Genomic DNA, 26,571 nt, shown 5'->3' with positions numbered 1-26,571 from the left:
AAAATGTGCAAGAGATTGATTTAATTGGTATAAATTTCTAGCATCGCCTCATGCAAAAAAATAGATAATTTGCGAAACGTGAGCTTTGCAGAGCTCCAGAAGGAGCAAGTCACTTTATTGAGGATTTGTTGCATCATCAAACTCCTGCGCGCCACTGAAATTTAGCCAAGTGTCAGGTCCAAGCTCAATCTCCTCCAGAGTGAGAAGGCATTGATTGAGTTTTGACTCCAACAGGGGCCAATCGATAGATTGACCAATAAACACTATTTGTTGACGGCAATCACCTGAGAGAGGGTCCCAGTTTTGTTTTATTGCTTGTAACTTCTCGGGATCAGCAGGCCAATCTTTATCATGCACAAACCTCCACCATCGTCCTGTGTATTGCCATTTAAAATTTCCAGCAGTCTGAACCAGCAGGCCTGTACTCTGATAATTGTGAGCCATCCAGAAATAGCCTTTGCACCTCAATAACCTACCATTGGCCCAAGGAGTATTGAGAAATGCCAGTAGTCTTTGGGGATGAAATGGGAGGCGCTGCTGATATACCCACGTATCAATACCGTAGCTTTCTGACTCTGGATTTTTCTCGAAAGTATGGTCGAGTTGCTTCATCCAAGCGGGGGACTTTACAAGCTCGTAAAGATTGAATGAATGAGTATTCAAAATCTCTTTTGGATTGATAGCCCCATTGATGATTGGGCGTATTTTAGCGTTGGGGTTTAGAGCCGCAAGCATGATCTTCAGTTTATCAAAGTCATCTGCACTAATAACATCAGTGTGGCTTACCAGGATGACATTTGCATACTCAACCTGCTCTATTAACAAGTCTGAAAGACTTTTATAAACGGGCTCAGGGGCATCTGTGTCTCGGTAAACCATTTCCCTTGAGCCTAATAACTGCTCAAAGGTTAGCCCATTTACTACAGTAACTAGCGTATCCAGTCTTGCGAGTTCACTGAGGCTGAATCCATCGCTATTTAGAAAGGCAAATGTTTCAGCCACGGGTAAAGGTTCAGAAATGCCTGTAGACTCCACTAAGATGTAATCAAATGCTTTTGATTTTGCCAAGGCGCTGATTGTTTCTAGTAGGTCTGCGCGCAGGGTGCAACAGATACACCCGTTGCTCATTTCCATTAAGGTATCAACGCCTCGGTGAAGCTCAGTCGTTCGAGCAATTTCCTCAGCGTCAATATTTACTTCACTCATGTCATTCACAATCACCGCGACTTTCATACCGCTTCGGTTATTGAGAATGTAATTTAGCAGTGTAGACTTGCCAGCACCGAGAAAGCCTGACAAGACTGTCACAGGAATGCGCTCATGACTTTTCAAGTGATTACTCTTTAAATCCATTGGTATTCAATCCTGTGTCAAATGAATATCAAGCTTTATCCAAGTAGCTTTCAAACAAATCTACTACTACAAACCCTTCTTCTGAATCGCTCCACAAGTCTTTAGTGGAAAATTGGACGTGATAGGTCGGTTGTAAAACTGCATTCACATGCCCATGGCCGATGGAGTCAGGAAATGGCCATTTTTCTGTCGTCTTATGCAGTACAGTGCCTTTTTTACCACGCACATATCCAGGCATCCGAATGTGGCCTGTAACGTACTCATCTCTCACCATTACAGTGTCGCCAATTTCAAACCCCTTTCTGCCAATGATCGCAGCTCTTCCTTCAGAGATGCTTGGTAGCGCCAATTTAAAATCCCCACCTAAAGCATCATCGAGTTCTTGTTTAGTGATGACACCGGTTTCTACTAACAAGGTGGCAGCTGCAATCACATAGCGTTCGTAATACTGAGTATTGGCATGTTGACGGAACTCTATACGCTCAACCGCGTGCCTTACCTCATCAAGGCTGAATTTTTTCAGCTGGTCTACGCCAAGAAAAACCAGGCTGTAGGCTAGGTGTTCCCAGTCCTGTTTGAACACAGGCTTGTAAGTGAGGGAGTTAATCGTATGAGGCACTTTACCAAAGCCTTGTGTGCCGCCGAGATCGTGAAATCCATCCATATGTAATGTTCCTTTAATAGTTAGCGTGCCGGTGTCGAGGTTGGGAGCGCCACACCAATTAATACATCTTTGGTAATGAGCTTTTCCAGCTGTTCCTGCGTCAGGTTCTCAGTCCCCTCAGGCCGTTGTGGAAGTACCAGGTAACGTGTTTCAGCGGTGGTATCCCAGACTTTTACCATGGTTCCGCTAGGCAGATCCGTGCCAAGTTCTTTCAACACAGTTCTGCCTTCTCTAACCAAGCGAGCTCTGAATTCAAATCCTTTGTACCATTCTGGAGGAAGGCCTAACACAGGCCAGTTTGTACATGAGCAGAGCGAGCATACGATGACATTTTTTACTTCTGCTGTATCTTCAAGAGCAACGATGTATTCACCTTGAGGGCCGGTATAACCATATTCTTCACAAGCTGCCGTGCCATTTGTGAGTAAACGCTTTTTAAATTCAGGATCAACCCAAGCGCGGGCTACGAGCTTGGCACCGTTGGCAGGGTCAAATTTATTTGCAAACATATCTGTCAGTGTTTCAATGTATCCCTCGGGAATCAGGTTCTTGCCCTTTAATACATTAAATAGAGCCCACGCTCTCTCTCCAGGGCTGGAGCCTTGCGATTGGCTAGGTGTTTGATCTTTCATGTTCTTCTCCTATTTGATAAGTTTGTCCATCAATCAAATTTCAGTATGATGGCCTACAGCTGTTTCCAATTACAGGCGGATTCAAATGCTGACGCAGCCTGATAAATGACCTTTTCATCATAGTGTTTAGCAGCAAACATCATGCCTACAGGTAAACCATCAATCAAACCACATGGGATGGACATGGCCGGGTGGCCAGTCACATCCATGGGGGAAGTATTTCCGATCATTTCCAGCGCGCGGCTGATTGACTCGGTGATAGAGCAATCAGCCGCAGGCAATGCTTGTGCAGTAATGGGTACCGTAGGCATCACCAGCAAATCGACACTCCCCAGCGCATTGTCATAAGCATGACCAACTCGTCTGGCAATATTTTGGGATTTGGCATATAGGGTGCCATTGAAGTGATTCAAGCCGTATTGGCCGACCAATAAACAAAGCTTTAATGAGGCTGACAAAGAGTCTGCCTGTTGACGCCATTCAGAATGTTTTGTCATGAGGCCCACGTCATATTGGCCTTTCCAGTTAAACCCCATGCCATTACCTTGCATCATCTGCATGAGCAAACCTTCACAGCCAATCGGATGCCATAGCATGGCTGCCAGGCTATGTTCAGGGACACTGACCTCTGTAATAATTGCTCCCAGGTTTTCCAGTATCTTGATAGCGCTGTTTACCTTACGAGCAACATTGGGGTCCATGTTAGGAAGTGAAAAGCCTTCTTTCAGGACACCGATACGCAGGCCTTTTATTCCTTTACCCAATGCCTCTGTATATTTATGCGTGCTGATGTTGGATTGCCTAGGGTCAAAGCCATCGAAACCCGCAATGGCTTCTAGCATTAATGCGTTATCTTCCACATTTGAAGTGATTGGCCCCAGATGATCTACGGTCGCCTCTATAGCCATTGCCCCTGTATACGGAACAAGACCATGGGTAGCTTTCATGCCATAAACGCCACAGAATGCAGCGGGTATTCTTACTGACCCCCCTTGGTCGCTCCCAATCGCCATGTGCACCTCCCCGTTAGCCACCAGTACAGCGCTACCGGATGATGAGCCACCGGCGGAAAAACCATGTCTGAGAGGGTTATGAACTGGACCGGGGAACGATGTATGACTTCCCCCTGATAAACAGAAATGCTCGCAGGTGGCCTTGCCCAAAATTGTTGCTCCTGCATCAAGCAGCCTTGAAACGACAGTGGCATCAAATTTGGGAACAAAGCCTTGCATTGTATGCGAGCCATTGATCATAGGCAGGCCAGCAACTGCAACGTTGTCTTTGATCGCTACTGTCTTGCCAACAAGACTTCCGGTTGAAGCGCCTTTGATTTCTGCCTTAACTGCCCAGGCATTCAATGGATTTTCTTCTGCAGATAGTTCCTTTATTGGCCCACGCGCATATTTAACGGGAGGATACTCATCCTCTAAGTCGCTAATGGCATCGTATGCAGCGAAGCTAGGTTGCATGAGCTGGAGATACTCTTCCGCGTCTGCTTGAGACAACGTCATCGAAAGTGATGATGCAATCTTGATCAATTCGTCTGTGGTTGGTTGGTGCAAACTCATACGATTTCCTTAATTAATCTCTGTCAGTACGACCGACAATAGGTACTTGGTAAACTTAAAAAATATGAGCTATACGCAAGTTCAAACGGAAATCTTCTGCAGCACCATTCTCCACAGATAAATCTTTACCAAGCTGAATCTGCAGTTGATCTTTAGGCGCAATAAATGTAGTGGCCGTTAAACGGAAATTGGTAGTCTCTTGTCTGTTATGTTGACTTACGCCATCAATCTCCGTGTTCCCACCCCAGTTGTGCCCGAAACCAACCGCAATATTGGTTTGTGGTGTAAGGATGTAACGTCCCATCAATTGCAGGCTGTAAGAAGTATCCTGTTCCAATCGACTCGACTTAGAACCGTAAGAGTTGTTGTCGCCATACCAGATAACATCTCCAACCATATCCAAAGCATATTTATCGCCAAAGTGGGTCACATATGCAGCTTGATAGTCAACCTTCCATCTATTCTCACCCAGGTTCAATGCATCATCTTTATCATAGCTACCAATAGGCACATACAAATAGGCATTAATACTGGCCGTATCTTTTTCTTCATTGAGCCGATATTTCAATGGGGCAGTAAGAATCAAATCCCCTACGCCGCTGGCACTCCCTAAAACTGAAGCATCGGCACTTGTAGAGACTTTGCCAAAAGGTAACAGGAATTGCGGATCGACAACTAAGTGATCGGTGATTTGATATACATGTAGCAGCCTCGCAATTCCTACATTTGAAGTAACGTTGAAGTCACTTGAAACTGTATGGCCGCCTGAATACAGCTTGTCTGTAGTGGCATGGTTATAGTAAACAACGCCTATAGTCGCGCCTGCCGGAAACTGTTCATAGTCTCCAGGCGCCACTTCTGCGGCCTGCACATTAGAGACTGCAAGAAATGCAGTGACAGAAAATAGTTTATTTTTGAACATAATTATCATCCTTAAAGTGAGTCATTTTTAAATCGGAAATAAGCTTAAGAAGCTGTTACAACAGCAAGCATCCCGGTTTTAGGATGACAGTTTATGTACTCAAAACATTGGCTCTCACCATCGGAGACTGACACCTCATGGTAAAGGCGCAGTTTTGACAAACCGGCGGCTACTTTGAAAAATGTAGTGAAAATGCGCAAGTGGGAAGGGTGAGATTCAGCCCATCTTTCGAGCTTATCCAGTGAGCGCCAGTGACCAATGTTGTAGCTCATATCCAGAAAATTACCTTCTCTGTCGATATTTCTGACGAATCTGTTGCTATAACAACCGAGTGGTAAGCCTTCGTCTCTAAGGAAATCCATCCCTGATTGAAGCGTTGGCAGAATTTCATCTAGGTACAGCGATCTCTCGTCTGCTTCTGCCTCTGCCCAATCTTGACCAGATCTGATGAGCGCAATATTGTCGTGACCTTTAATAACTACGCGTCCACCCTTTATCGGATCGCCAAAGATTACCTCCAAATCTTCTGTGGCCATCATGCGGTCCGTTTGAGAAAGTGGGAAGCGGTCACGCATCGAGCCCCAATACCCATGCTCCTCAACCTCACCGCTGATCCCATCCATCACACCGCCTACACCAGGTAGTTGCTCTTTGAATGCATACAGCGTTTCGAATTGCTCAGCTCTTGGTGCGATAATCTCACGGAAAAAACCCAAGCCATCAGACAGGCGATCCGGAGAGTTCCACCACGTTTTAACTTGTTCGGAGTTTAACCAGCGGTCGTAACCCGCCCGATCTCGCCAATATCCAACGATCATGAAGTTTTCATAACCTTGGTTATCTTCATGATGAGTTAAGTCGAAATTAAGAGGCCCATCACTAAAACCTAAGCTGTCGATGATCGAATTCATCGCTGTTAATGCAGCGGTACGATTTTCTTCCCCTTTGAATTGAACGCCAAAGTAGGCCATGACCACTTGTTTCAATGTTTCATCTGCGCGTGCTACCCACATTGGGAACGGTGGTTGATAAGAGTCATCAACTCTTCTGGATAATGAGCGAGGGCACTGCAAGTGTTTATCAATAGCTGATTCCATGTTGACTCCTTAAATTCATTGATAGGTTGGTTAAATCACTTCACGTAACTAATTTCGTCACGTAAGAAGAGGTGTAGCTATCATGAGATTTTTAGATGGCATCTGCTTGATTTAAATGGACAAGCGATATGCTCAACAGGACAACTTATTAGCGAGCACTAAGGGTGCTCAAAAAGATAGTAACCGTTGCTATTTGAGCGCCTGGTTTTGGAAACTGTGATGAATTAAGGATGGCGTTTTATTTACGCAAGGCATACTGTTAATCTAAAGTGAGGTTAGCCAAGATGTCGTAAATCTCAGCCATGAATTATGCGAATTGAGTTGATTGACAGCACAATTAACCGGCTTCTGGTTGGCAACCACTTACTAACCCCACCTTCTACAACCGGGTGATCTTGCCAGTCAAGAGGTTGAATTCACACTTGGTTGAGCTACATGCAAAGATTAAGCGATTGATCGCTGAGGCAGAAATGAAGCAGTCAAGCCCCAACGGTCGCTACACAACTTAATCAGTTTGGGGGCGTATTTAACGTCTTGATAGAGGCTCGCCAAATTTCTCCATAGAGCGTAATAGGCGATTTACAGCAAAAGGTAAAATTGTTTTAGGCAAGAATTTCATAAATTTATACTTGATTCGGGGTTTAAATTAATTCACTCTTGAGTTATTCGTGAATTAATTTATTTCAATGAATAATCGTATTTCATAATAAAAATCACAAGTAGTCGTACGTTTTCAAGGAAGGAGCCATAGATGGCAACCCTGAATATTAATGGCACCACCCACCAAGTGGATGCACCCGCTGATATGCCTCTTCTTTGGGTGATCAGAGACATCATCGGCTTGACCGGAACCAAGTTTGGATGTGGCATTGCGCAGTGCGGCGCGTGTACGGTGCATGTGGATGGGCAGGCAACGCGTTCCTGTGTATTACCCATTTCGGCCGTGGCCGGTAAAAAGGTCACCACCATAGAGGCGGTAGGGGAAACTCCCGCTGGTCAGGCTGTGCAAAAGGCCTGGCTAGATCTGGAGGTGATGCAGTGTGGTTATTGTCAGTCGGGCCAGATCATGTCTGCCTGTGCGCTGCTTGACCAGCACCCTCACCCGAATGACGCGCAAATTGATGCCGCCATGGCCGGTAATATTTGCCGCTGCGGCACTTATCCACGTATACGCGCAGCTATCAAGGTGGCTGCTAAGGAAGGGGTCTAGTTATGTCACAAGGGCTTATCCAGGGCTTGGCCGACAAATATACGGTTTCCAATCCTCCGCGACGTGATTTTCTTAAAATTGCCGCGACGGTAAGTGCGACGACTGCTGGCGGGATGCTGCTGAGTATCAGTTTGCCTGCATTGAGTCAAAGCAAGCAAACCCAACCTTATAGCGAGCTGGAAACCGGTAAGGATGTGCTCGCCCCGAATGGATTCATCAAAATTGATACCAAGGGCGAGGTCACCATGATCATGCCCAAGGTGGAAATGGGGCAGGGGGTTTATACGTCTATTCCCATGTTGTTAGCAGAAGAGTTGGAGGTTGATCTCCCATCTGTGAAACTGGAACATGCCCCCCCGAATGAAAAGCTGTATGCCGATGCGCTGCTCGGAGCGCAGGTGACGGGCGGATCAACTTCCATCCGTGCCTTGTGGGAGCCCATGCGCCAGGCTGGTGCTGTGTGCCGGTCATTGCTGATTGCTGCGGCTGCACAGCAATGGAAAGTGGCCGAATCTGCCTGTTATGCAAAATCTGGCGTGGTTTACCACGATGCCTCCGGACGAACACTGCGTTATGGGGAATTAGTCAAAGTGGCCAGCACCTTGCCTGTGCCCAAGCAAGTCGCTCTCAAAGACCCTAAAGACTTTAAACTCATTGGCACCGCTGCCAAGCGATTAGATACGCCTGATAAAGTAAATGGCCAGGCGAAGTTTGGGATTGATGCACACCCTGACAATGTGAAGTTTGCAGTGATCGCTACCAGTCCTGTGTTCGGCGGGACGCTGGCCAGTGTAGATGATAGCCGCGCCTTGAAAATGCCCGGTGTGCTGCAAGTGGTCAAAGTGGATAATGCGGTTGCCGTGATAGCCACGAATACTTGGGCCGCCAAACGCGGCTTGGGCGCACTGGATATTCAATGGAATGAAGGGAAAAGCACTGCGGTAAAAACCAGTGATTTGGTGAATGATCTGCGTGAGGCATCCAAGAAACCGGGGGCCGTGGCTAAAAAGCAAGGCAATGCCACCAGTGCCTACAAAAAAGCGGATAAAACGCTGACTGTGGAGTATGAGCAACCCTTTTTAGCACATGCAACGATGGAGCCCATGAATTGCACTGTGGAGGTAAGCGCTTCTGGCTGCGATCTCTGGGTAGGGACGCAAATTCCGACGTTTGCCCAGGGCATGGCCGCCAAAACGCTCAACATTCCGGTTGAAAAAGTCAGGTTGCATAATTTCCTCATCGGCGGTGGTTTCGGCAGACGACTAGAGTTTGATGGTGTCGTGCAGGCGGTCAAAATTGCCAAGCAGGTAAAGGGCCCGGTCAAGGTCATTTGGACGCGGGAAGAGGATATTCAACATGACATGTTCCGCCCCTATTACTTTGATCGTATCTCTGCAGGATTGGATGCTCATGGCAAGCCGGTCGCTTGGTCACACCGTATCGTTGGTTCCTCCATCATGGCCCGCTTTGCGCCCCCGTTAGTCAAAAACGGGGTAGACCCGGATGCAGTGGAAGTGTCGGCAGAGCCTCCGTATGATTTGCCGAATCTGTATGTGGATTATGTACGGGTAGAGCCGCGGGATGTACCCACCGCGTTTTGGCGGGGGGTTGGGCCCACACGCGGTACTTTTGTCGTCGAGAGTTTTATCGATGAACTGGCGCATTTGGCGAAAGTGGATCCGGTGAAATACCGTTTGGATCTGCTCGGTAAAACGCCTAGATTGAAAAATGCCTTGCAACTTGCGGTCAGCAAGAGTGACTGGGGCAAGCCATTAGCAAAAGGCCAAGGTCGCGGCGTCTCTGTGATGCATGCTTTCGGCAGTTTCTTGGCCATGGTGGTCGATGTCACCGTGAATGATCAGGGAGAGGTTAAAGTCGACCGCGTCGTGTCTGCTGTCGATTGTGGCATGACCGTGAATCCAGATACCGTGATTGCGCAAATTCAAGGGGGCGTTATTTTTGGCCTGACGGCCGTGCTATATAACGAAATCACCATTGAGCATGGTCGTGTACAGCAAACTAACTTTAATGATTACCGTATGCTGCGTATCAATGAAGCACCGGCTATTGACGTCCACCTGATTAAAAGCGCTGAGGCACCGGGGGGGATTGGTGAGCCTGGTACTGCGGCGATTGGCGCTGCGTTGGCAAATGCCGTGTTCTCAGCGACTGGCAAACGTATTCGCAAGCTACCTATCGGGCATCAACTAAAAGCATAAGGAGTCACCATGAACATGGCCTCAGGTTTGATGAAAATAGGTTTCGCAGTCGTCACCTTTACATTTTCATTGAGTGTGTTTGCCGTCAATCCGGCAGAGATCAAAAAAGGGGAGTATCTTGCGCGGGTAGGCGATTGCATCTCTTGTCACACAGCGCCACATGGCAAAGCCTTTGCCGGCGGGTTGCCCATGCTGACGCCAGTGGGCGCGATTTATACCACGAACATTACGCCTGATGCTGAGACAGGTATCGGCAAATATACCGAGTCCGACTTTGCCAAAGCACTACGGCGCGGGGTGGCAAAAGATGGTCATCATCTTTATCCGGCCATGCCATATCCTTCTTATGCCAAAGTCAGTGATGCCGACATTCACGCCCTTTATGTGTATTTCATGCACGGCGTGAAACCGGTGCGCCAAGCAAACCGGGCGAATGAGATTCCTTGGCCATTGAATTACAGGTTCCCTTTGGCCATCTGGAATAGCCTGTTTTTAGATAAGCATGGTTATCAACCTGATGCATCAAAAGATGCCAGCTGGAATCGTGGCGCTTATTTGGTTCAGGGGCTGGGGCATTGTGGTGCTTGCCATACGCCACGCGGCCTTGCCTATCAGGAAAAAGGGCTGACACATGCATCGGATCAATTTTTAAGCGGAGAAACCCTGGAAGGATGGTCTGCCACCAACTTGCGTGGGGACCATAATACCGGGTTGGGCAGATGGTCTGAGGCGGATATTCTGGTGTATCTCAAATCAGGCGCTAATCAGCATAGCTCCGCTTTCGGCACCATGACTACGGTCATTAATAACAGTACAGAAGGCATGACTATCCAGGATTTAACGGGCATCGCTAGCTACTTGAAAACAATCAAAGGGACAAACGATAAAGGTCAAACGACGTATAAATACAATTCTGGTGCGACATTGGCTCAGTTCAAATCATTGACAACCTATCCTGGCGCCCGGCTTTATCAGCAATATTGTGCAGCTTGTCATGGACAAGAGGGTCAAGGCGTTGCCCCTTATTTATCACCGCTTGCGGGCAACCCGGCTGTGATGGATCCAGACCCCTCATCACTCATTAATGTCATTTTGAATGGCTCGCCTCAGCTAAAACCGCAAGGGGTGGCGGCACCCTTCAATATGCCAAAGTTCAGACATACCTTGAATGATACTGAGGTGGCGCAGTTAGTCAGTTTTATACAATCCGCCTGGAATCATCCTCTTGAACCGACGAGTGTGAAGGCTGTTGCAAACATTCGAAAACTGCCCCCGCTGGCACATGAGTGACAGTGAAATCTATCCATCGTTTTATTGCCAATCGAGCCTTTTGTCAGAGATAAAATGCATGATTGTTGCTGAGAAAAATGTGTGTGCGGTTTTTTAATGATAAACATACAGTATTGCATGTCGAGAGGATTGACAACCGTTACAAAGTTTGATGAACTTGTCACCTATTGTTAAGTACCATTATAAAAGGCAAACCTGCTGAAAAGCAGGGACGCAAAGCTTCCGGTCTAAAAGCAGTTGCTGATGACAGCGGGGCTACCATTTACCGCAAGGGTTAATGTATCAAGTTCTTTCAAGTAGTGTGTTGTGTGGGCTGGGCTTATGCCGTCTCGGCAAAGCCTGAGTGCTGTTTCGCCAATTGAGGGTATCCGCCGCTGAGGGCTTTATGATCGACCACTTACTAAAGAGAAATGACTTGCTTGCACTGCGCTGTCGCAGTCGTTTGTGGTGGATTGGCAATGGTCAATTGGATGACAGGCGCGCCTAATGCCACACTTTAAAAACACTCCTCTACAACTGAGACTGGTTGCCAAACTTTTTAAAGGCGAGCTTTTTCAGTTTGCCCAAGACCCGCATCAACTGCGGGTGAAACTGTTACTGGCGATTGCTGCCTGTGCCTCCATCATTCTGGGCGGTGCTTGGAGTGTTTACTATTTATGGCAGGCCAAATGGCTGTTAATGGCCTTTAACTTTTCCCTGGTGATATTGAGCATGCTTGTGGTGACCATGATCAATGCGGGCCGGGATCGCCTGGCGGCCATTTTTATGGCGCATGGCTTGGCGCTGATTATTTCTGTGATTTCTGTGTTTGATGTGCCTCTGCACGGGGTGGTTCGCTCGGTGCATATGTACTATCTGCCGATTGCCGCAGGATCATCGCTGGTGTTCCGTAAAGAAGGCATTTATCTGCGCGTGATTTTTCCGTTGCTCATGCTGTTGGGATGTTTGATTTTTGGTTCGTCCGACATTGGCATTACCCAGGCATATTTGATTGCGAATCCTGAAATTCGGGCGGTTGGGTCATGGATGAATAATCTGGCCGCCTTAGGCGTTTTAGGGATTGCCTTGATTGTGATGCAGTCTGATATCACCTTGCGTAGCGGGCTTTACGCAGATATGCGCGAAGCGCTCGCCAAAGGGCATTTCTGTTTGCATTACCAGCCGCAGGTCGATGCCCAGGGGCATATTTTTGGCGCTGAAGCGTTGCTACGCTGGCAGCATCCTGAGCGGGGCTTGATCCCGCCTGGTGTTTTCATCACTGCCGCGGAAGAAACCGGCCTGATTTTGCCGATTGGTAATTGGGTATTAAAAGAAGCCTGTGCGCAGTTGGTGAAATGGTCTGATCATCCGCACTTGTCCCACTTGAGTATTGCGGTGAATGTGAGCACTTCGCAGCTGCGCCAGCCCGATTTTGTGCAAGAGGTGCAGGAGATTGTAACGCGCAGCGGCGCCAATCCCGGCCAGATTAAACTGGAGCTCACAGAGAGCATGCTGGCAAACGAAGTAGACGATACGATCCAGAAAATGCGCGCATTGCAGGTATTTGGCATGAGTTGGTCGCTGGATGATTTTGGCACCGGATACTCGTCATTAAACTACTTGAAGCACCTGCCATTTGAGCAATTAAAAATTGATCAATCCTTTGTGCGCGACTTGCTGAATAATGAAAGTGACCAGGCGATTGTCGATACGCTGGTGAATCTGGGTAAGCATCTCAAAATGACCCTGATTGCTGAGGGGGTGGAAACGATAGAGCAGCTCGAATACCTGCATAGCAAGGGCTGTATGAAATACCAGGGGTATTTTTTTAGCAAACCTTTAACTGTGCATGCCTTTGAACAATTGCCTTCGCCGCTGCTTTCGCCAGTTGCGCATTCAACCTCGGGCCTGTTCTGACGAGCATATTCCGAACCCTTGCCTGGCGGTGACTGTAAAAAGGAAAATCTCCCAAGACCCACGCAACTGCGGCTGATTACACTGTGCGCTTTGATTGACGGTGAAAGGGCGTGCATGTTGGTGAATTCTGCAGTCTTAAGGGCGTGTGCTTGCTTCAAGGGGGGTGTTTGGGTGATCGGCCTGTGGGCAATGCTGTCTCTGCCACAGGCGGAAGCGCGCACCGTAAAAAAAGCGGCGCCCTCTTCGGCGCAGCGCGCAGAGATCAGCCCCAAGCAAGCCATGAGTGAGCATACCGATGACTTGCGGGCATTGATGTTGCAGCTCTATACCGAACATCCAGAGGAATTGGCGAAAAGCACGCAGGTCGGGCCGCGCGAAATGACGGAATGGGTGTTTGATGGCAAGGCCAACTGGAAGTTTGAGGCGATCCGCCGTTTGCAGGGCATGGCCGCGATAGACCTGGCATTCGACGAAGCGTTTGGTGGTGACCGTATTCTGGCTTTGGTGGTGGGGATAGAAACCTTGCTGTTTGAAGGCTATGGCAGCCAAAATGAGTTTGAAATCCCGCCACAACGCGATCCCCAAAAACTGCAGCAGTTGCAGCAACAGCTTAAGGATTTGCAGGCACGCCTGCAACGGGCACCGCTGCCGTCTTTGCTAGAACAACCCGCCGTGCGCCAGCCCATTGAGGCCACACTCAAACAGCTGTTGCAACGCTTGAGCGTCTAGCCTAAGGCACCAAACTCAGGTGATGCCCCAGTCTGTGCTTTTTGGTCGCCAGATAGTCGGCATTGGCTGGATTACTTGCGATTTCTAACGGCGTCACGGCCTCCACTACGATGCCCAGCCGGGTGAGCGCGCGCGACTTATCCGGGTTGTTACTCAGTAACTCAATCGACTTCACCTCAAAATGCTGCAGCATACTGGCGGCATCATCATATGCTCGCTGGTCTACAGGCAGGCCCAGGGCGAGGTTTGCCGCCACCGTATCCAAGCCGGTGTCTTGCAAATCATAGGCCTGCACCTTGTTGCTGATGCCGATGCCGCGCCCTTCATGTCCGCGCAGATACAGAATAATGCCATTGCCACGCGCCTGAATCAGTTGCTGCGAGCGTTTGAACTGTTCGCCGCAATCGCAGCGCTGTGAGCCAAACACATCCCCGGTCAGGCATTCAGAGTGCACGCGGGTCAGCACTCTGGCTTGACCGCTGACCTCGCCGAGCACCAGTGCGATCTGCTCCTGCCCGCTGTGCATATCAACAAACGCGTGTAAACGATATTGCCCATACTCTGTCGGTAAGTGAGCACTGGCTTTCCAGCGCAGGCTGCCACTTTCCATGGCTGCTGTTTGCACCGAGGCAAGCTTATTTAAGCGCATTGATCGCTCCCATTTTAATCAGTTTGGCACGCAACACATTGCGGCTCAAGCCCAGCAGCTTGGCGGTTTGCACCTGATTATGGTGGCAATGCTGATAGGCGGCACGTACCAGCGTGTCTTCCACATAGTCATAAAGCTGCGCTTTGCCCGTTTCAAACAACTGCTGCAGCGACGCCTCCAGCGAGTCAGTATCTGCTTCGCTGGGCAAGGCCTGCAGTGTCGCTTTGGGTCGGTGTAGCGAGATTGAGGACAAATGTAAATCCTCACTGCGCACGACATTGTTGCGGCAAATTAGCAAGGAGTGATGAATCACATTTTCAAGTTCGCGGATATTGCCTGGCCAGCTATGTTGCAATAATTTTTGCTTGGCCGAGTCATCGAGGCGGATGGTGGCGTAGCCCAACCGGCGTGTATATTCGCCAACAAAATAATCTGCCAGTGGCAAAATATCGCCGGGCCGGTTGCGCAGGGTTGGCAGCTCCAGGTGCGCAACGCGTAAACGGTAGAATAAATCCTCCCTGAAGTTACCAGCCAGCACGGCCTCTTCCAGGCGTACGTTGGTCGCTGCAATCAGCCGCACATCAATCGGGGTTGGTTTGCGCGCGCCTAGCCGTACGACCTCCCGCTCTTGTAGTACACGTAACAGCTTCACCTGGAGACTCAGCGGCAAATCACCGATCTCATCCAGAAACAGCGTGCCGCCATTGGCCTCTTCAAACCAGCCGGCTTTGGCGGTGACCGCCCCGGTAAACGCGCCTTTTTCATGGCCGAACAATTCACTTTCGACCAGTGTTTCCGAGAACGCCCCGCAATTCACCGCGACAAATGGTTTGGATTTTCGGTAACTCAAGGCATGCACATGGCGAGCAATGAGCTCCTTACCGGTGCCGGTTTCGCCAATAATCAAGACATTGGCGTCACTAGGGGCAATTTGCTTAATGCGATTAAGCAAGGCGATCGACTTCGGATCTTCAAACACCTGCGCGGTCGCTCGAATCGATGTCGACATGGCCCGCGAGTTCGGCATGGTTAACAGACGCTGTTGCTCAAACTGCGTGTCGTGTTCAGTCGTATAAAAATCGTTTGCTAATAGATTTGCCATCGTGAGGATCTCACTGTCTTTCCATAGAGTTAAGCCCAGATACAGTAATCCAGGCTGCAATTTCGTGCCAATAAGTAATGGCGCTATTCATATTCTTTAAAGTTATAAATAAATCTCTCATTAGAAATAATGATTTAATTACCCGTCTGAATTAGCAGAATGCATGCCAATCAGGCCGAGGTCGTGCTACCGCAGGCATGAGATGACGGGTTAAAACAATAAATGCCATCAAATCATGGGGTTAAGAAAAGGAGGACTTGTGGTTGCTTATTGCTGCGTGAGGTATGCAAATGGCACTGCTCTACATCCGCCTGCTGAAATCGATGCAGGGTGCTGCAAACGCAGCAGCACTGCTGAACAAGTTGCTGATTTTGCAGCAATCAAAAAAATAATTTTTTTAAGTGATTGAATTAAAAGTATTTTATTTGTGGCATGGACTTTGCACTTTTCAAGCTGTTATTTCTTTTGAATGGGTTGTAAAGGGTAGTCGATGCAAATATTCTGGTTTTTACCCACGCATGGCGATCAACGGTATCTTGGCAGCAGCCAGGGCGCCAGACCGGCCACGTTTTCTTATCTGAAACAGATTGCCCAGGCGGCTGACCGGCTGGGCTATGGCGGTGTGCTGGTGCCGTCTGGCCGCTCTTGCGAAGATGCCTGGGTCATTTCTTCGGCACTGATCAATGAAACCAGCCAGCTCAAGTTTTTAGTCGCCACACGGCCTGGGTTTATTTCACCGGTGGTGTCAGCGCGCATGGCCTCGACGCTGGACCGTATCTCGGGCGGGCGGCTGCTGATTAATGTGGTGGCGGGCGGTGATCCGGCCGAACAGCAAGCCGAGGGTAGCTTTCTCGATCATGATGCGCGGTATGCGGAGGCTGAGGAGTTCTTGTCTATCTGGCGCTCGGTACTGAGCGAGCAGCGCGTGGATTTTGAAGGCGATTATTTACGCGTCAAAGGCGCCAGCCTGCCAACCGGTAGCTTGCAGAAACCTTATCCGCCACTGTTTATCGGCGGCGCTTCCGAGGCCGCCATCAAACTCAGCAGTGAGCATATTGATGTGCATTTAACCTGGGGTGAACCGCCCGCAGCGGTGGCCGAAAAAATCAAGGTGATCCGCGCGGCGGCGGCAGCCAAAGGTCGGCAGATCCGGTTTGGTATCCGCTTGCACGTGATTGTGCGTGAAACCAGCGAGCAAGCCTGGCAGGCCGCCGACACGCTGATTTCGCAGGTCACCGATGACACGATCGCAGCAGCACAGGCCGCAGTGGCCAATTTTGATTCTGTCGCACAAAAACGCATGACGGCTTTGCATCATGGCCGTCGTGACCAGCTCGAAGTCTCGCCTAATCTGTGGGCTGGTGTCGGCCTGGTGCGCGGCGGTGCCGGCACTGCGCTGGTGGGCAATCCGCAAGAAGTGGCTGACCGCATTAAAGAGTATCAGGCGCTGGGCATTGATTATTTTATTTTCTCAGGCTACCCACATCTGGAGGAGGCTTACCGTGTCGCTGAATTATTGTTCCCCCTTTTGCCGCTACAGCAACAGGCCCCGCAGGAGGTCAGCATTACGACCAATCTCACCGGCCCGTTTGGCGCAGCCCAATCTGTTAAGCATGCTGCGTAGGGAGGAAGATGACATTGGCTCTGAATTTACGCCCGCCCGCCGCTGAAGCGGAGCATGGCATTTTGTTTCACGGCACACCGCAACAGCGTGCCGATCAACTTTGTGACTATTTGGCACTCACTGCGGTTGAGCGTGATGTCGCAGGAGGGACGCCCTATCAGCAGCGGCAGGCGGTAAGGGATAGCAGCTTGCTCAGCTTGTGGATTCCACAACAAGCCGGTGGCTTGGGGGCCAATTGGGCGCAGACCTACCGCATCATCCGCCAGATTGCACGCGTTGACAGTTCGATTGCACAGGTGTTTGCGTTCCAGTTTTTGATGCTGGCGTCTATCCGTTTATATGGCAGCGAGACGCAGTGGCAGCATTATTTCAAGCTCACTGCGCACCAGAACCTGTGGTGGGGCAATGCCTTGAATCCGCTGGATCAGCGCACCGTGGCAAGCAAGGTGGCCGGTGGTTATGTGTTCAGCGGGCAAAAAAGTTTTTGCTCCGGCTCCATGGATTCTGACTTCTTGATTGTCTCCGCCATTGAAGAAGGCAGCGGCAAATTTCTGGTGGCCGCGGTGCCGACCAGTCGCGCAGGGATCACGCTCAAGGGTGATTGGGACAACATCGGCCAGCGCCAGACCGACAGTGGCAGTGCAGAATTTAACCAGCTCAATGTGGAAGACCATGAGTTGCTCATGCAGCCTGGTCCGCTCAGTTCGTCGTTTGCCAGTCTGCGTTCGTTGGTGGCCCAGCTGATTTTTACCAATATCTACCTGGGTATTGCCGAAGGGGCGCTGGCCGAGGGTGCCAAATATACCCGTGGCAGCAGCCGGGTCTGGTCTGCTTCGTTGGCAAACAGCGTGTATGAGGATCCTTATACCTTGCTGCATTACGGCGAGTTTTGGGCAGGATTACATGCATCATCGGTGCTGGCCGACCATGCTGCCGAATTGCTCGATGCGGCCTGGCAGCAAGGACTGTCACTCGATGACGCACAACGCGGAGAAGTGGCGCTGGCGGTGTTTTCGGCCAAAGTGCAGGCGACCCGTGCCGGGCTGGATGTGACCACGCGTATTTTTGAGGTGGCGGGCGCCCGTGCGACCACAGCCAAGCTGCGCATGGACCGTTTCTGGCGGAATTTGCGTGTGTATACCTTGCATGACCCGGTGGATTACAAATTCAAGGAGTTAGGCGAGTGGGCGCTGAATGGGCAGTATCCCACCCCTAGCTTTTACTCATAGGAAACACATGATCCATAGCTACGCGGGCGAATAACGGCGTTGCGCGGTACTCAAAATCCCCATGTACGACATGTACATTCCGGTTTCTGCGTGCCGTGCGCCTTGGTCTTCATCCCGCTCGCGCATTGCTTAAGTGTTTCCATCACTAAAGAATAGATATGAAACAAAAAATTATTGATTTACGTAACCGTCCTGCGTTTTTGCATGACTTTTTTGGCGCCACGCCCAACACGCCTGCCTATGAGACGGCCAAATGGCTGAATCAGCGCGTGGGTTCGCTGGAGCCCGAGCATTTCCGCCGCTCGTACACCGTTGAGGGCTATTTGCAGGAAATAGACGACGCTGGCATTGATATTGCAGTGGTGGTCGGCCGTGAAACGCCAGACCTGACCATTGATGACCAGCAGATTGCCGATCTGGTCAAACACAGCGCCAAGCTGGTGGGGTTGGGCTCGGTGGATATTGAAAGTCGCGGCGTGGACAGTACCTTGGCCGCGATTGAAAAAGCCATACACCATTATGGCTTTAAAGCCATCAATATCGAGCCGGGCTTTGGCAAGCCTGCGCGGCAGGTGGATGATCCGCTGTTTGACCCGGTGTATGACGCGTGCCAGCAGTATGGCGTGCCGGTCTGCGTGATGTCGGGCCCGACCACGCCGGATCTTGATTATGCGCACCCGAATGCGGTGGCACGGCTGGCGCGCAAATATCCCCAATTGAACATTATTTGTTTTCACGGCTATTACCCGTTTGTGAACGAGATTGTCGGTGCCGCCTTCCGCTACCCCAATCTGTACCTGGTGCCGGATATGTACATTTTCCAGCCCGGCGCCGAGCTGTATGTGCAGGCCGCCAACCAGTTTCTGGGCGACCAGTTACTGTTTGGCACCTCTTATCCGTTCCGCCCCATGAAACAAACCATCGCTGATTTTGCGGCACTGGGCTTCAAGGATGCCGTGCTCGAAAAGGTGTTTTATCAAAATGCGGCCAGGGTACTGAATCTCAGCCTGGCCGCGTGAGTAAAAGGACTGTGTATGTTAGAAAAAAACCAACCATTTGATTCGGTCGCTAGCGCCATTCAAGCCATCGCCAACGGCGAATTCGTGATTGTGGTCGATGATACCGACCGCGAAAACGAAGGTGACCTGATTATCGCCGCCGAAAAAATCACCACCGAAAAAATGGCCTTCCTGGTCAAACACAGCAGTGGTCTGGTCTGCGTCGGTATGCCCGCACAACGTTTGCAAGCACTGGACTTGCCACAAATGGTGACACACAACGCCGACCCGTTCCGTACTGCGTTTACGGTCAGCGTCGATTACAAATATGGCACCACCAGTGGCATTTCAGCAGCGGATCGTGCCCTAACCCTGCGCAAGCTGGCGGATCCCACCACTCAGGCCGATGATTTTCACCGCCCCGGCCATATCTTTCCGCTACGTGCCCGCCGTGGTGGCGTGCTCGAGCGGCCTGGCCATACCGAAGCCGCGCATGACCTCGCCGCCATGGCTGGCCTGCAGCCAGTCGGCGTGTTATGCGAAATCGTCAATGACGATGGCAGCATGGCCAGACGACCCGACTTATTCAAGTTTGCCAGCGTACACGGCCTTAAAATCATCAGCATTGCCGATATGAAAGCCTATCGTGCGCGCGACCTCAACTACGCGTTGCCGGGCTTGCAGTCGATTCCACGCCAGCAAAGCCGACTGCTGGATGCAGCCATGGTCTACAGCGGTTAACTGCGGATACCGGCTAGCCTTGCGCCCAACCTTGTGTTGGGCTTTTTCATGGCCTGGCCGGGGGTGTAGCTTGACCGGAGATGAGGTGGCCGTATTGTTTGTGAGCGCCGCAGACGCGTTTTAGGCTTGTCGATTGTCTGGCTTAATATTAAAATGAGAATTATTATCATTTATGTATTAAGCAGTCATGGCAGACTCTTCACAGTTACCGGTCACGCATTGGTATCAGGCGCATCATCATTGGTTGTGTTGCTGGCTGAATAAAAAAGTCGGTTGTACACACCACGCCGCAGACCTGGCCCAGGATACCTTTGTCAAACTGTTGCTAAAACAGGAGGCGTTACAGCATGTCTATACGCCACGTATCTATCTGTTGCAGATCGCCAAAGGCTTGATGATAGACCAGTGGCGACGTCAGGCCCTGGAACAAAGTTACCTCAATGCGCTGAGTCAGGAGGAGCCTGCCTGCATCTCCCAGGAACAGCAGGCCATGATTACCGAAGCCCTGCTGGAAGTGGATGCGATGCTGAGCCGGTTAAACCCCAAGGCCAAAGCCGCATTTTTGCTGGCGCAGATCCACGGCTTCCAATACCAGGAAATTGCAGACAGGCTGGCAGTCTCTGAGCGCATGGTCAAAAAATATATGGCAACTGCCATGATGCATTGCTTGATGTTGCGCCGGCAATGGCAAGATGAAAGACAGGCCTCATGAAGTCATCAGCCGTTAAGGTGGCGATGTCGCCGGTAGAACAGTTGGCGCTGCAGCAAGCGGCAGAATGGTTTGCCGTACTCAGTGATGACGCCCCCGAGGCGTCTGAGCGGCAGGCCTGGCAAGCGTGGCTAACTGCGCACCCAGCCCACCAACGGGCTTGGACAGAGGTGGAGGCGATTAATGCCGCCTTCTCCAATCTCAATGCTGTGGCAAGCAAGTCGGCCTCGCATCAGGCCTTGTTGCATTCCAGTGGGCGCAGGCAGGCGTTAAAAATGCTCGGCCTGGCGGGCGTCACTTACTTGGGCGTGAGCCTGTTGCATCGCTACAGCCCCTGGCAAGATTGGCTGACAACGCTCACTGCCAGCGCCATCACCTACCGTACGCCAGCAGGCAGAACGCATCGCGTGCTATTGGCGGACCAAGGCAAACTTTGGCTCAATACCGACACCCAGGTGCGCGTCACCTATGGCTGGATGTTGCGGCGCATCACGCTGGAATACGGCGAGATACTGCTGCAATCTGGCCATGACCCGCAAGCTCGGCCCTTGGTCGTTGATACGCAGCATGGGCGCTTGACGGCCCTGGGGACGCGTTTTACCGTCTGCCAGAAGGACACGCGTAGCTTGCTCGCCGTGTATGAGGGGCGGGTGGCGATTACGCCATCACAAGGCACTGCCATCACGTTGAGTGCCGGTCAGCAGGCCTATTTTGACCGGTATGGCGTCGGTGCAATAGAGGCCGCACTTCCTGCCCGTGAAGCCTGGACCCGTGGCATCCTGATTGCGGACAATCAATCGCTCAAAGACTTTATTGCCGAGCTGGCACGCTATCATTCAACCAGGCTATCGGTGGCCCCCGATATTGCCCATTTACGCTTGATGGGCGCATACCCGTTTGCCAACGTGCCGCTGGTGCTGCAGGAAATTACCCATAGTTTGGGCATTCGCCAGCACACCGACGCGCAAGGCAATATTCAATTGCTCCCTGCTTCTTGAGCGCCTGTCATTGGCTTTGCTATCAGGCGCGCGCGAAATTTTTGTATTTTTTGCGCTGGAGGTTCCCTTTTTAACGGGCTGTTTCGGTTTAGAGATAACAACACGTTATTTTTAACCTAACAGGGAGCTTGAATGAAATCGCATCACACTTTGCTGCTTACGCGGCATGTCCGGGCGGCGTTACTGACACTGATGATCAGCAGCATCACGCCCATACCGGTATTGCATGCTGCTGAAAAAGAGGCGGTGGCACAGGAATACCAGATTCCTGCCGGACCATTGAGTCAGGTATTAAGCCGATTTGCCGCCGAAGCCGGCATTCTGCTGTCAGCCAATGCTGCGCTGGCAGATGGTAAAACTAGCACAGGGTTGCATGGCAAGTTTACTGTGCAGCAGGCGCTGGACACCTTACTCAAAGGCTCGGGTCTGGAAGTTGAGCATCGCGGGGATCACCGTTATGCCATTCTCCCGCAGTCGGCCAAGGCGAGTACTTTGCCCGAGGTGCAAGTGACAGCCGCGGCCAACAAGGAAACGGCCTGGAGCCCAATTAAAGGCTATATTGCCGAGCAATCAGCCACGGGGACCAAAACCGATACATCGCTGATGGAAACGCCGCAGTCGGTCTCGGTGGTGACGAAAGATTTTATTCAGGCCATTGGTGCACAAAGCTTGCGCGAAGGCATGGCCTATACGCCGGGGGTGAATGTGGCGCCTTACGGCCCGGATTCCCGCTATGACTGGATTGCCTTGCGTGGCATTGATGCGTATTCACCCGGTTTTTATCAAGATGGCTTGCCGTGGCGCAATGCCGGCACGTTTGCGACTGGCAGAATCGAAAATTATGGCATAGAGCGCCTAGAAATCCTGCGCGGGCCAGCCTCGGTGCTGTATGGGCAAAGTACCGCAGGCGGCTTGATTAATGTGGTCAGCAAACGCCCCACCGCGACCCCGCTCAAAGAAATCCAGATGCAACTGGGGAATTATTCGCGTGAGCAGCTCGCCGGTGATTTTTCGGGGCCGCTCAATGAAGACGGCACTGTGTTGTACCGCATTACCGGCCTGGTGCGTGACGCCGATTTGCCGCGTCAAGGCATGAAGGATGACCGGGTGTTTATTGCGCCGTCAATCACTTTTCTGCCTTCTGACAAAACCAGTTTGACGATCATGTCGCAGTATATGAACTCGGATGCCGGGATCGTGGCTGGTGCCTTGCCTGAGCAAGGCACCTTGCTGCGCACGCCATCGGGAGAAAAATTGCCTTACAAGACCTTTGTCGGCGATAGAAAATTTAACCGGTTTGAGCAAAAGCAATGGTATGTCGGCTATCTGTTTGAGCATAGCTTCAACGACCAGTGGACCTTCAGGCAGAATGCACGCTACAGCGAGGTAGATTTGGCTTACTGGCAGGTGTTCGGCATGGGGTACACGCAGGTCAACCAGGCGAATCCTGAGGATCCTAGCAACTTCCGCTATATCACCCGCGATATGAACGGTAGCCCGGATCACATCAAAGCGTTCACCATCGATAATCAGCTGCAATGGCGGATTCAGGCGGGGGATTGGCAACATACCTTGCTGGCGGGTCTGGATTACCAAAAGGTCAGGGACCGCAATCAATTCTATTCTGGCAGTGCGCCAGATCTGGATTTGTTGGCCCCGGATACGGCACAAACCATAGTGAGGGGTGACCCTGTGCAGGATAGCAGCATCAAACTGGCGCAAACAGGTTTTTATCTGCAAGACCAGATCAAATGGGGTGCGCATTGGATTGCGACCCTCGGTGGCCGCTACGACGATGCCACCACCCAGAACGCGGAGCGTGTGGCAGGCACCAATGATCGCTTTAATGACCACAAGTTTACCAGCCGTGCAGGCTTGCTCTATTTGGCAGACAATGGCATTGCCCCTTATTTCAGCTACTCAGAGTCTTTTATACCGACGGTCACGGTCAACACGCAAACAGGCAAAGGCTTTAAACCCGAAACCGGCAAGCAGTATGAGTTTGGCGTACGCTATCAGCCGCCAGGTAGCAAGAACCGTTACAGCGCTGCCTGGTTTAATCTGGAGCGTAACAACTTTATCAGTTATGACCCCAACAGCGGCAGTCCGAGCCAGACCGGGCAGATTCAGGTGCGTGGCCTGGAGGTCGAAATACAAGCGCAGCCAATAGAAAATATGAATCTGATTACGGCCTATACGTATACGCCCAAGGTTGAAGTCACTGCCAGCAGCAATCCTGCGTTGATTGGTACGCCTTTGCTGGCCACGCCGGAAAACACGCTCGCCGTGTGGAGTGATTACCGCTTTAACAATGGATTCAAGGTGGGCTTGGGTGCGCGCTATAACGGCTCAACCCATGGCAATTTTGATTCCGCATCCGAGCGGATCCCCTCATTTACTTTATGGGATGCATTGGTCGGGTATGACCTGCCGCACTGGACGCTGGCATTGAATGCACGCAACCTCACCAACAAAGAGTATGTCGCCAATTGCGCCTCTGGCAGTTGCTACTATGGGGAACCACGGCGTGCCATGCTAACGGCGACTTACCGCTGGTAAACCTCTTGCCTTCAGCGCGGTTAACGGCCTGAGCCAATGCAAACAGCCCGACATCATGTCGGGCTGTTTTTTAATCTATGCCGCATGACTTGCAGAAGGCGCCATCGCTTATGGCGCCTTCATGGCCTTGCCGTTTAAATCCAAGGATGGCGCGGCGGTTTGACCTTGTTCAGGCTGTAGTTGCCGACGGCATGGTATTTCCAGCGCACCGGATCGTGCAGGGTATGCGTACGTGCATTGCGCCAGTGGCGGTCCAGGTTGTATTCGCCCAGGGTTGAGCGTGTGCCGGCCAGTTCAAACAACTTGCTACCCGCCAGCAAGGCGGTTTCGGTACTCAGCACTTTGGCTTCAGCTACCGCAATCGAAGCTTCTGCCACGGTGTCCTCATTCGGGTTACGTTGTGCTTCGTCTATGTATTCACCGGCACGTGCCAACAAGGCCTCGGTGGCGTGGAGGCGAATTTGCAAGTCGCCGATGTCTTTGATGGTATGCGGGTCTTCATAGCCGTGTTCCAGATCGGTATCTATCCATGGCCGTGTGTAGTTGCGTACAAAGTGCAGGGTATCTTTAAACGCCGCGCGGGCGATGCCGGTATCGACTGCCGCCTGGATAATCTGTGCAATTGGCCCCATGGTGGTCGGGCGGTCAAACGCCAGATGGTGCGGCAAGACATATTCGCTAGGCACAAAAATATTTTCCAGGATGGTCGTCCCGCTGGCGGTGGTGCGTTGGCCAAAGCTGGACCAGTCATCAATAATGGTCAGGCCTTCTGCGCCAGCGGGTACAAATGCCACCACAGTATTGTCGTGCTCATCCTTGGCAACTACAGGCACCCAGTCCGCCAGCAAAGCGCCAGACGAATAGAATTTTTTGCCGTTTAAAAAGTAGCCGCTATTGGTGGGCGTGAGCTTGGTTTTCACGTCATTGACGCTCTTGGTGCCAATCTCGGAGAACGCATTGCCAAACCGCACCCCTTGCAGCACCAACTCAAAAAAGTATTTTTTCTGAAAGTCTGAGCCATCCAGGCGCAAGCCTTCCACCATATATAAATGATTCTGTGGAATCTGGCCGACACTGGGGTCTGCCTCGGCCACGGTGGCAATCACTTCTGCCAGGGTTTTGTTGGAGACGAAGGCACCGCCGTATTCTTTCGGCACGGTAATGCCCCACAAGCCACTGCTTGAAAACAGGTCTAGCTCTTTACGTGGCAGTCGGCGTTCCTGGTCGCGCAGGGCGGCTTCTTTGGCGATTTCGCTGGCAACCTGTTTGGCGACGGTCAGGGCTTCTGCGTCACTTTTAATCAAATGCGCCGCTTGTCGCGGCAGGTTTACAGGCAAATGTGCAATCTTATTTGCTTGTGCAGTCATAGTCAGTCCTTATTCAAAAAGAGATCAATAAAGGCATGGCGAGCAGGCACCATGCGTCTGCAGTCACTGTTGCATTTAGTGTGCCAATCAATAAAGCATTGAATTTAAAGGAAAATGTAAAAATCCATCTCTGCCTCCGCCTCTATAGAAACAGTTTGCTGCTGAATGGCTGCTGTAAAAGCAGCAGCCACTGGAGGGCGGGGCGGGAGCGGACTGCAGCGTGATCGCGCAAAACTGCTGCTTTTGCAGCAGTTGATCAGCAACTAGCGCTGGAATCTAGCACCATTTAAAAAGCAGGTTTTATATTAAGTCATTGAAAAATATAAACATTATTGCCTGGCATGGATGCTGCTAATACTACTGGCAAGCAAGGTCGTCTGCGAAGCATCGTAAGCAACGACCTCCGTCATTGTTATTTCAGGAGTCATGATGAGCCGTCCATTAAAAGTCACTGCCGTTTCCGGCAGCTATAAATTACCTTCCAGAACCGCTGCACTGGTGCAGGCGATCACACAGAAGTTGGGACAGCAAATCCCGATTGATCTGCACGTGGTGGAATTAAGCGAAATTGCGGGCAGCTTGGTCGCTTCCTACGATCCCAAAGCTTTGCCAATCAACGTACAGCAAGATATCCAGGCGATTGAAACCGCCGATTTACTGGTGGTGGCTACGCCTGTGTATCGCGCCTCTTATGGAGGGTTGTTCAAGCATTTGTTTGATCTGGTCAATCTCGAAGCATTGATTGATGTGCCCGTGCTGCTGGCAGCAACCGGCGGGACTGAGCGCCATGCCTTGATCATTGATCATGAGCTGCGTCCGTTGTTTAGCTTCTTCCAGGCAGTCACGTTGCCGATCGGCGTATATGCCGTTGAAGCGGATTTTGAAAATTATCAAATCAAGAGTGAGGCGGTGAAAGCGCGCGTAGCACTGGCTGTTGAGCGTGCCTTACCGCTCCTTAAACACCGTGAGCTGGCAGAAAACGCTTCAGTCTTGGTTAACGCCTAAACGGGAGCGC

Annotated in this window: 22 protein-coding genes and 1 riboswitch; of the genes, 13 read left to right on the top strand and 9 right to left on the bottom strand. The window is 51.0% G+C overall.

Features of this window, described 5'->3' with window-relative positions:
- Positions 1 to 114: 114 nt before the first annotated feature.
- The 6 genes from GOC95_RS11760 to GOC95_RS11735 are packed head-to-tail and all read right to left on the bottom strand — an operon-like array spanning position 115 to position 6,236.
- Entirely contained in the window at positions 115 to 1,332 is a 1,218-nt protein-coding gene (locus tag GOC95_RS11760) for a GTP-binding protein (protein ID WP_275357288.1), read from the bottom strand.
- A 49-nt stretch (positions 1,333 to 1,381) separates the two neighbouring features.
- Entirely contained in the window at positions 1,382 to 2,017 is a 636-nt protein-coding gene (nthB, locus tag GOC95_RS11755; protein WP_275357286.1) for a nitrile hydratase subunit beta, read from the bottom strand.
- Positions 2,018 to 2,037: 20 nt separating this feature from the next.
- Positions 2,038 to 2,649, bottom strand: a complete 612-nt coding sequence (gene nthA / locus GOC95_RS11750; RefSeq protein WP_275357284.1) for a nitrile hydratase subunit alpha — start codon at positions 2,647 to 2,649, stop codon at positions 2,038 to 2,040.
- 53 nt (positions 2,650 to 2,702) lie between these two features.
- Entirely contained in the window at positions 2,703 to 4,217 is a 1,515-nt protein-coding gene (locus GOC95_RS11745) for an amidase (protein ID WP_275357282.1), read from the bottom strand.
- 55 nt (positions 4,218 to 4,272) lie between these two features.
- On the bottom strand, positions 4,273 to 5,139 hold the full coding sequence (locus GOC95_RS11740; RefSeq protein ID WP_275357281.1) for a transporter: 867 nt from the start codon (positions 5,137 to 5,139) through the stop codon (positions 4,273 to 4,275).
- Positions 5,140 to 5,183: 44 nt separating this feature from the next.
- Positions 5,184 to 6,236 (bottom strand): phenylacetaldoxime dehydratase family protein, encoded by a 1,053-nt coding sequence (locus tag GOC95_RS11735; protein WP_275357279.1) that lies wholly within the window; start codon positions 6,234 to 6,236, stop codon positions 5,184 to 5,186.
- Between the two features lie 751 nt (positions 6,237 to 6,987).
- Between GOC95_RS11735 and GOC95_RS11730 the strand changes: the two genes are divergently transcribed.
- The 5 genes from GOC95_RS11730 to GOC95_RS11710 all read left to right on the top strand — a co-directional run bounded on the left by GOC95_RS11730 (position 6,988) and on the right by GOC95_RS11710 (position 13,580).
- Positions 6,988 to 7,446: a (2Fe-2S)-binding protein gene (locus tag GOC95_RS11730; protein ID WP_275357277.1), complete on the top strand. Its 459-nt coding sequence runs from the start codon at positions 6,988 to 6,990 to the stop codon at positions 7,444 to 7,446.
- A gap of 2 nt (positions 7,447 to 7,448) precedes the next feature.
- Positions 7,449 to 9,665, top strand: a complete 2,217-nt coding sequence (locus GOC95_RS11725) for a xanthine dehydrogenase family protein molybdopterin-binding subunit (protein ID WP_275357276.1) — start codon at positions 7,449 to 7,451, stop codon at positions 9,663 to 9,665.
- Positions 9,666 to 9,674: 9 nt separating this feature from the next.
- Positions 9,675 to 10,955 carry a cytochrome c gene (locus tag GOC95_RS11720; protein ID WP_275357274.1) on the top strand — a complete coding sequence of 427 codons (1,281 nt, stop codon included), beginning with the start codon at positions 9,675 to 9,677 and terminating at the stop codon, positions 10,953 to 10,955.
- Between the two features lie 178 nt (positions 10,956 to 11,133).
- Positions 11,134 to 11,218: riboswitch (cyclic di-GMP riboswitch) on the top strand.
- Positions 11,219 to 11,441: 223 nt separating this feature from the next.
- Positions 11,442 to 12,851 (top strand): EAL domain-containing protein, encoded by a 1,410-nt coding sequence (locus tag GOC95_RS11715; protein ID WP_275357273.1) that lies wholly within the window; start codon positions 11,442 to 11,444, stop codon positions 12,849 to 12,851.
- 114 nt (positions 12,852 to 12,965) lie between these two features.
- Positions 12,966 to 13,580: a hypothetical protein gene (locus GOC95_RS11710; protein WP_275357271.1), complete on the top strand. Its 615-nt coding sequence runs from the start codon at positions 12,966 to 12,968 to the stop codon at positions 13,578 to 13,580.
- A gap of 1 nt (position 13,581) precedes the next feature.
- Here the strand turns inward: GOC95_RS11710 and ribA are convergent, their stop codons facing one another.
- Together ribA and GOC95_RS11700 are read right to left on the bottom strand one after the other, a co-directional pair.
- The gene (ribA, locus tag GOC95_RS11705) at positions 13,582 to 14,190 is read right to left on the bottom strand and encodes a GTP cyclohydrolase II (protein WP_275357614.1); all 609 of its coding nucleotides are present in this window, start codon (positions 14,188 to 14,190) and stop codon (positions 13,582 to 13,584) included.
- A gap of 25 nt (positions 14,191 to 14,215) precedes the next feature.
- Positions 14,216 to 15,256: a sigma-54 dependent transcriptional regulator gene (locus GOC95_RS11700; protein WP_228518946.1), complete on the bottom strand. Its 1,041-nt coding sequence runs from the start codon at positions 15,254 to 15,256 to the stop codon at positions 14,216 to 14,218.
- A gap of 565 nt (positions 15,257 to 15,821) precedes the next feature.
- On the opposite strand from GOC95_RS11700, the gene ssuD reads away from it, so the two are divergent.
- The 7 genes from ssuD to GOC95_RS11665 all read left to right on the top strand — a co-directional run bounded on the left by ssuD (position 15,822) and on the right by GOC95_RS11665 (position 24,189).
- The gene (gene ssuD, locus GOC95_RS11695) at positions 15,822 to 16,955 is read left to right on the top strand and encodes an FMNH2-dependent alkanesulfonate monooxygenase (RefSeq protein WP_275357270.1); all 1,134 of its coding nucleotides are present in this window, start codon (positions 15,822 to 15,824) and stop codon (positions 16,953 to 16,955) included.
- Positions 16,956 to 16,963: 8 nt separating this feature from the next.
- The gene (locus tag GOC95_RS11690) at positions 16,964 to 18,184 is read left to right on the top strand and encodes an acyl-CoA dehydrogenase family protein (RefSeq protein WP_275357268.1); all 1,221 of its coding nucleotides are present in this window, start codon (positions 16,964 to 16,966) and stop codon (positions 18,182 to 18,184) included.
- A 158-nt stretch (positions 18,185 to 18,342) separates the two neighbouring features.
- Positions 18,343 to 19,203 carry an amidohydrolase family protein gene (locus tag GOC95_RS11685; RefSeq protein WP_275357267.1) on the top strand — a complete coding sequence of 287 codons (861 nt, stop codon included), beginning with the start codon at positions 18,343 to 18,345 and terminating at the stop codon, positions 19,201 to 19,203.
- Between the two features lie 15 nt (positions 19,204 to 19,218).
- Positions 19,219 to 19,923, top strand: coding sequence for a 3,4-dihydroxy-2-butanone-4-phosphate synthase (gene ribB, locus GOC95_RS11680; protein WP_275357265.1), 705 nt, complete (start codon positions 19,219 to 19,221; stop codon positions 19,921 to 19,923).
- A gap of 187 nt (positions 19,924 to 20,110) precedes the next feature.
- Positions 20,111 to 20,635 (top strand): sigma-70 family RNA polymerase sigma factor, encoded by a 525-nt coding sequence (locus tag GOC95_RS11675; RefSeq protein ID WP_275357263.1) that lies wholly within the window; start codon positions 20,111 to 20,113, stop codon positions 20,633 to 20,635.
- The gene (locus tag GOC95_RS11670) at positions 20,632 to 21,630 is read left to right on the top strand and encodes a FecR domain-containing protein (protein ID WP_275357262.1); all 999 of its coding nucleotides are present in this window, start codon (positions 20,632 to 20,634) and stop codon (positions 21,628 to 21,630) included. The genes GOC95_RS11675 and GOC95_RS11670 overlap by 4 nt, the downstream gene beginning before the upstream one ends.
- A 132-nt stretch (positions 21,631 to 21,762) precedes the next feature.
- A complete protein-coding gene (locus GOC95_RS11665) occupies positions 21,763 to 24,189 on the top strand; it encodes a TonB-dependent siderophore receptor (protein WP_275357260.1) in 2,427 nt (808 codons plus the stop codon).
- A gap of 134 nt (positions 24,190 to 24,323) precedes the next feature.
- On the opposite strand, the gene GOC95_RS11660 is transcribed toward GOC95_RS11665, so the two are convergent.
- Complete coding sequence (locus GOC95_RS11660; RefSeq protein ID WP_275357258.1) at positions 24,324 to 25,556, bottom strand: SfnB family sulfur acquisition oxidoreductase; 1,233 nt, start codon at positions 25,554 to 25,556, stop codon at positions 24,324 to 24,326.
- Between the two features lie 429 nt (positions 25,557 to 25,985).
- Here GOC95_RS11660 and msuE point away from each other — a divergent pair, with 429 nt between their 5' ends.
- Positions 25,986 to 26,561, top strand: a complete 576-nt coding sequence (gene msuE / locus GOC95_RS11655; protein ID WP_275357256.1) for an FMN reductase — start codon at positions 25,986 to 25,988, stop codon at positions 26,559 to 26,561.
- Positions 26,562 to 26,571: the final 10 nt, after the last annotated feature.

This window comes from Methylophilus sp. YYY-1, assembly GCF_029132825.1.
GTDB classification, from domain to species: Bacteria; Pseudomonadota; Gammaproteobacteria; order Burkholderiales; family Methylophilaceae; genus Methylophilus; species Methylophilus glucosoxydans.
This window is presented reverse-complemented; position numbering and strand designations above follow the sequence as displayed.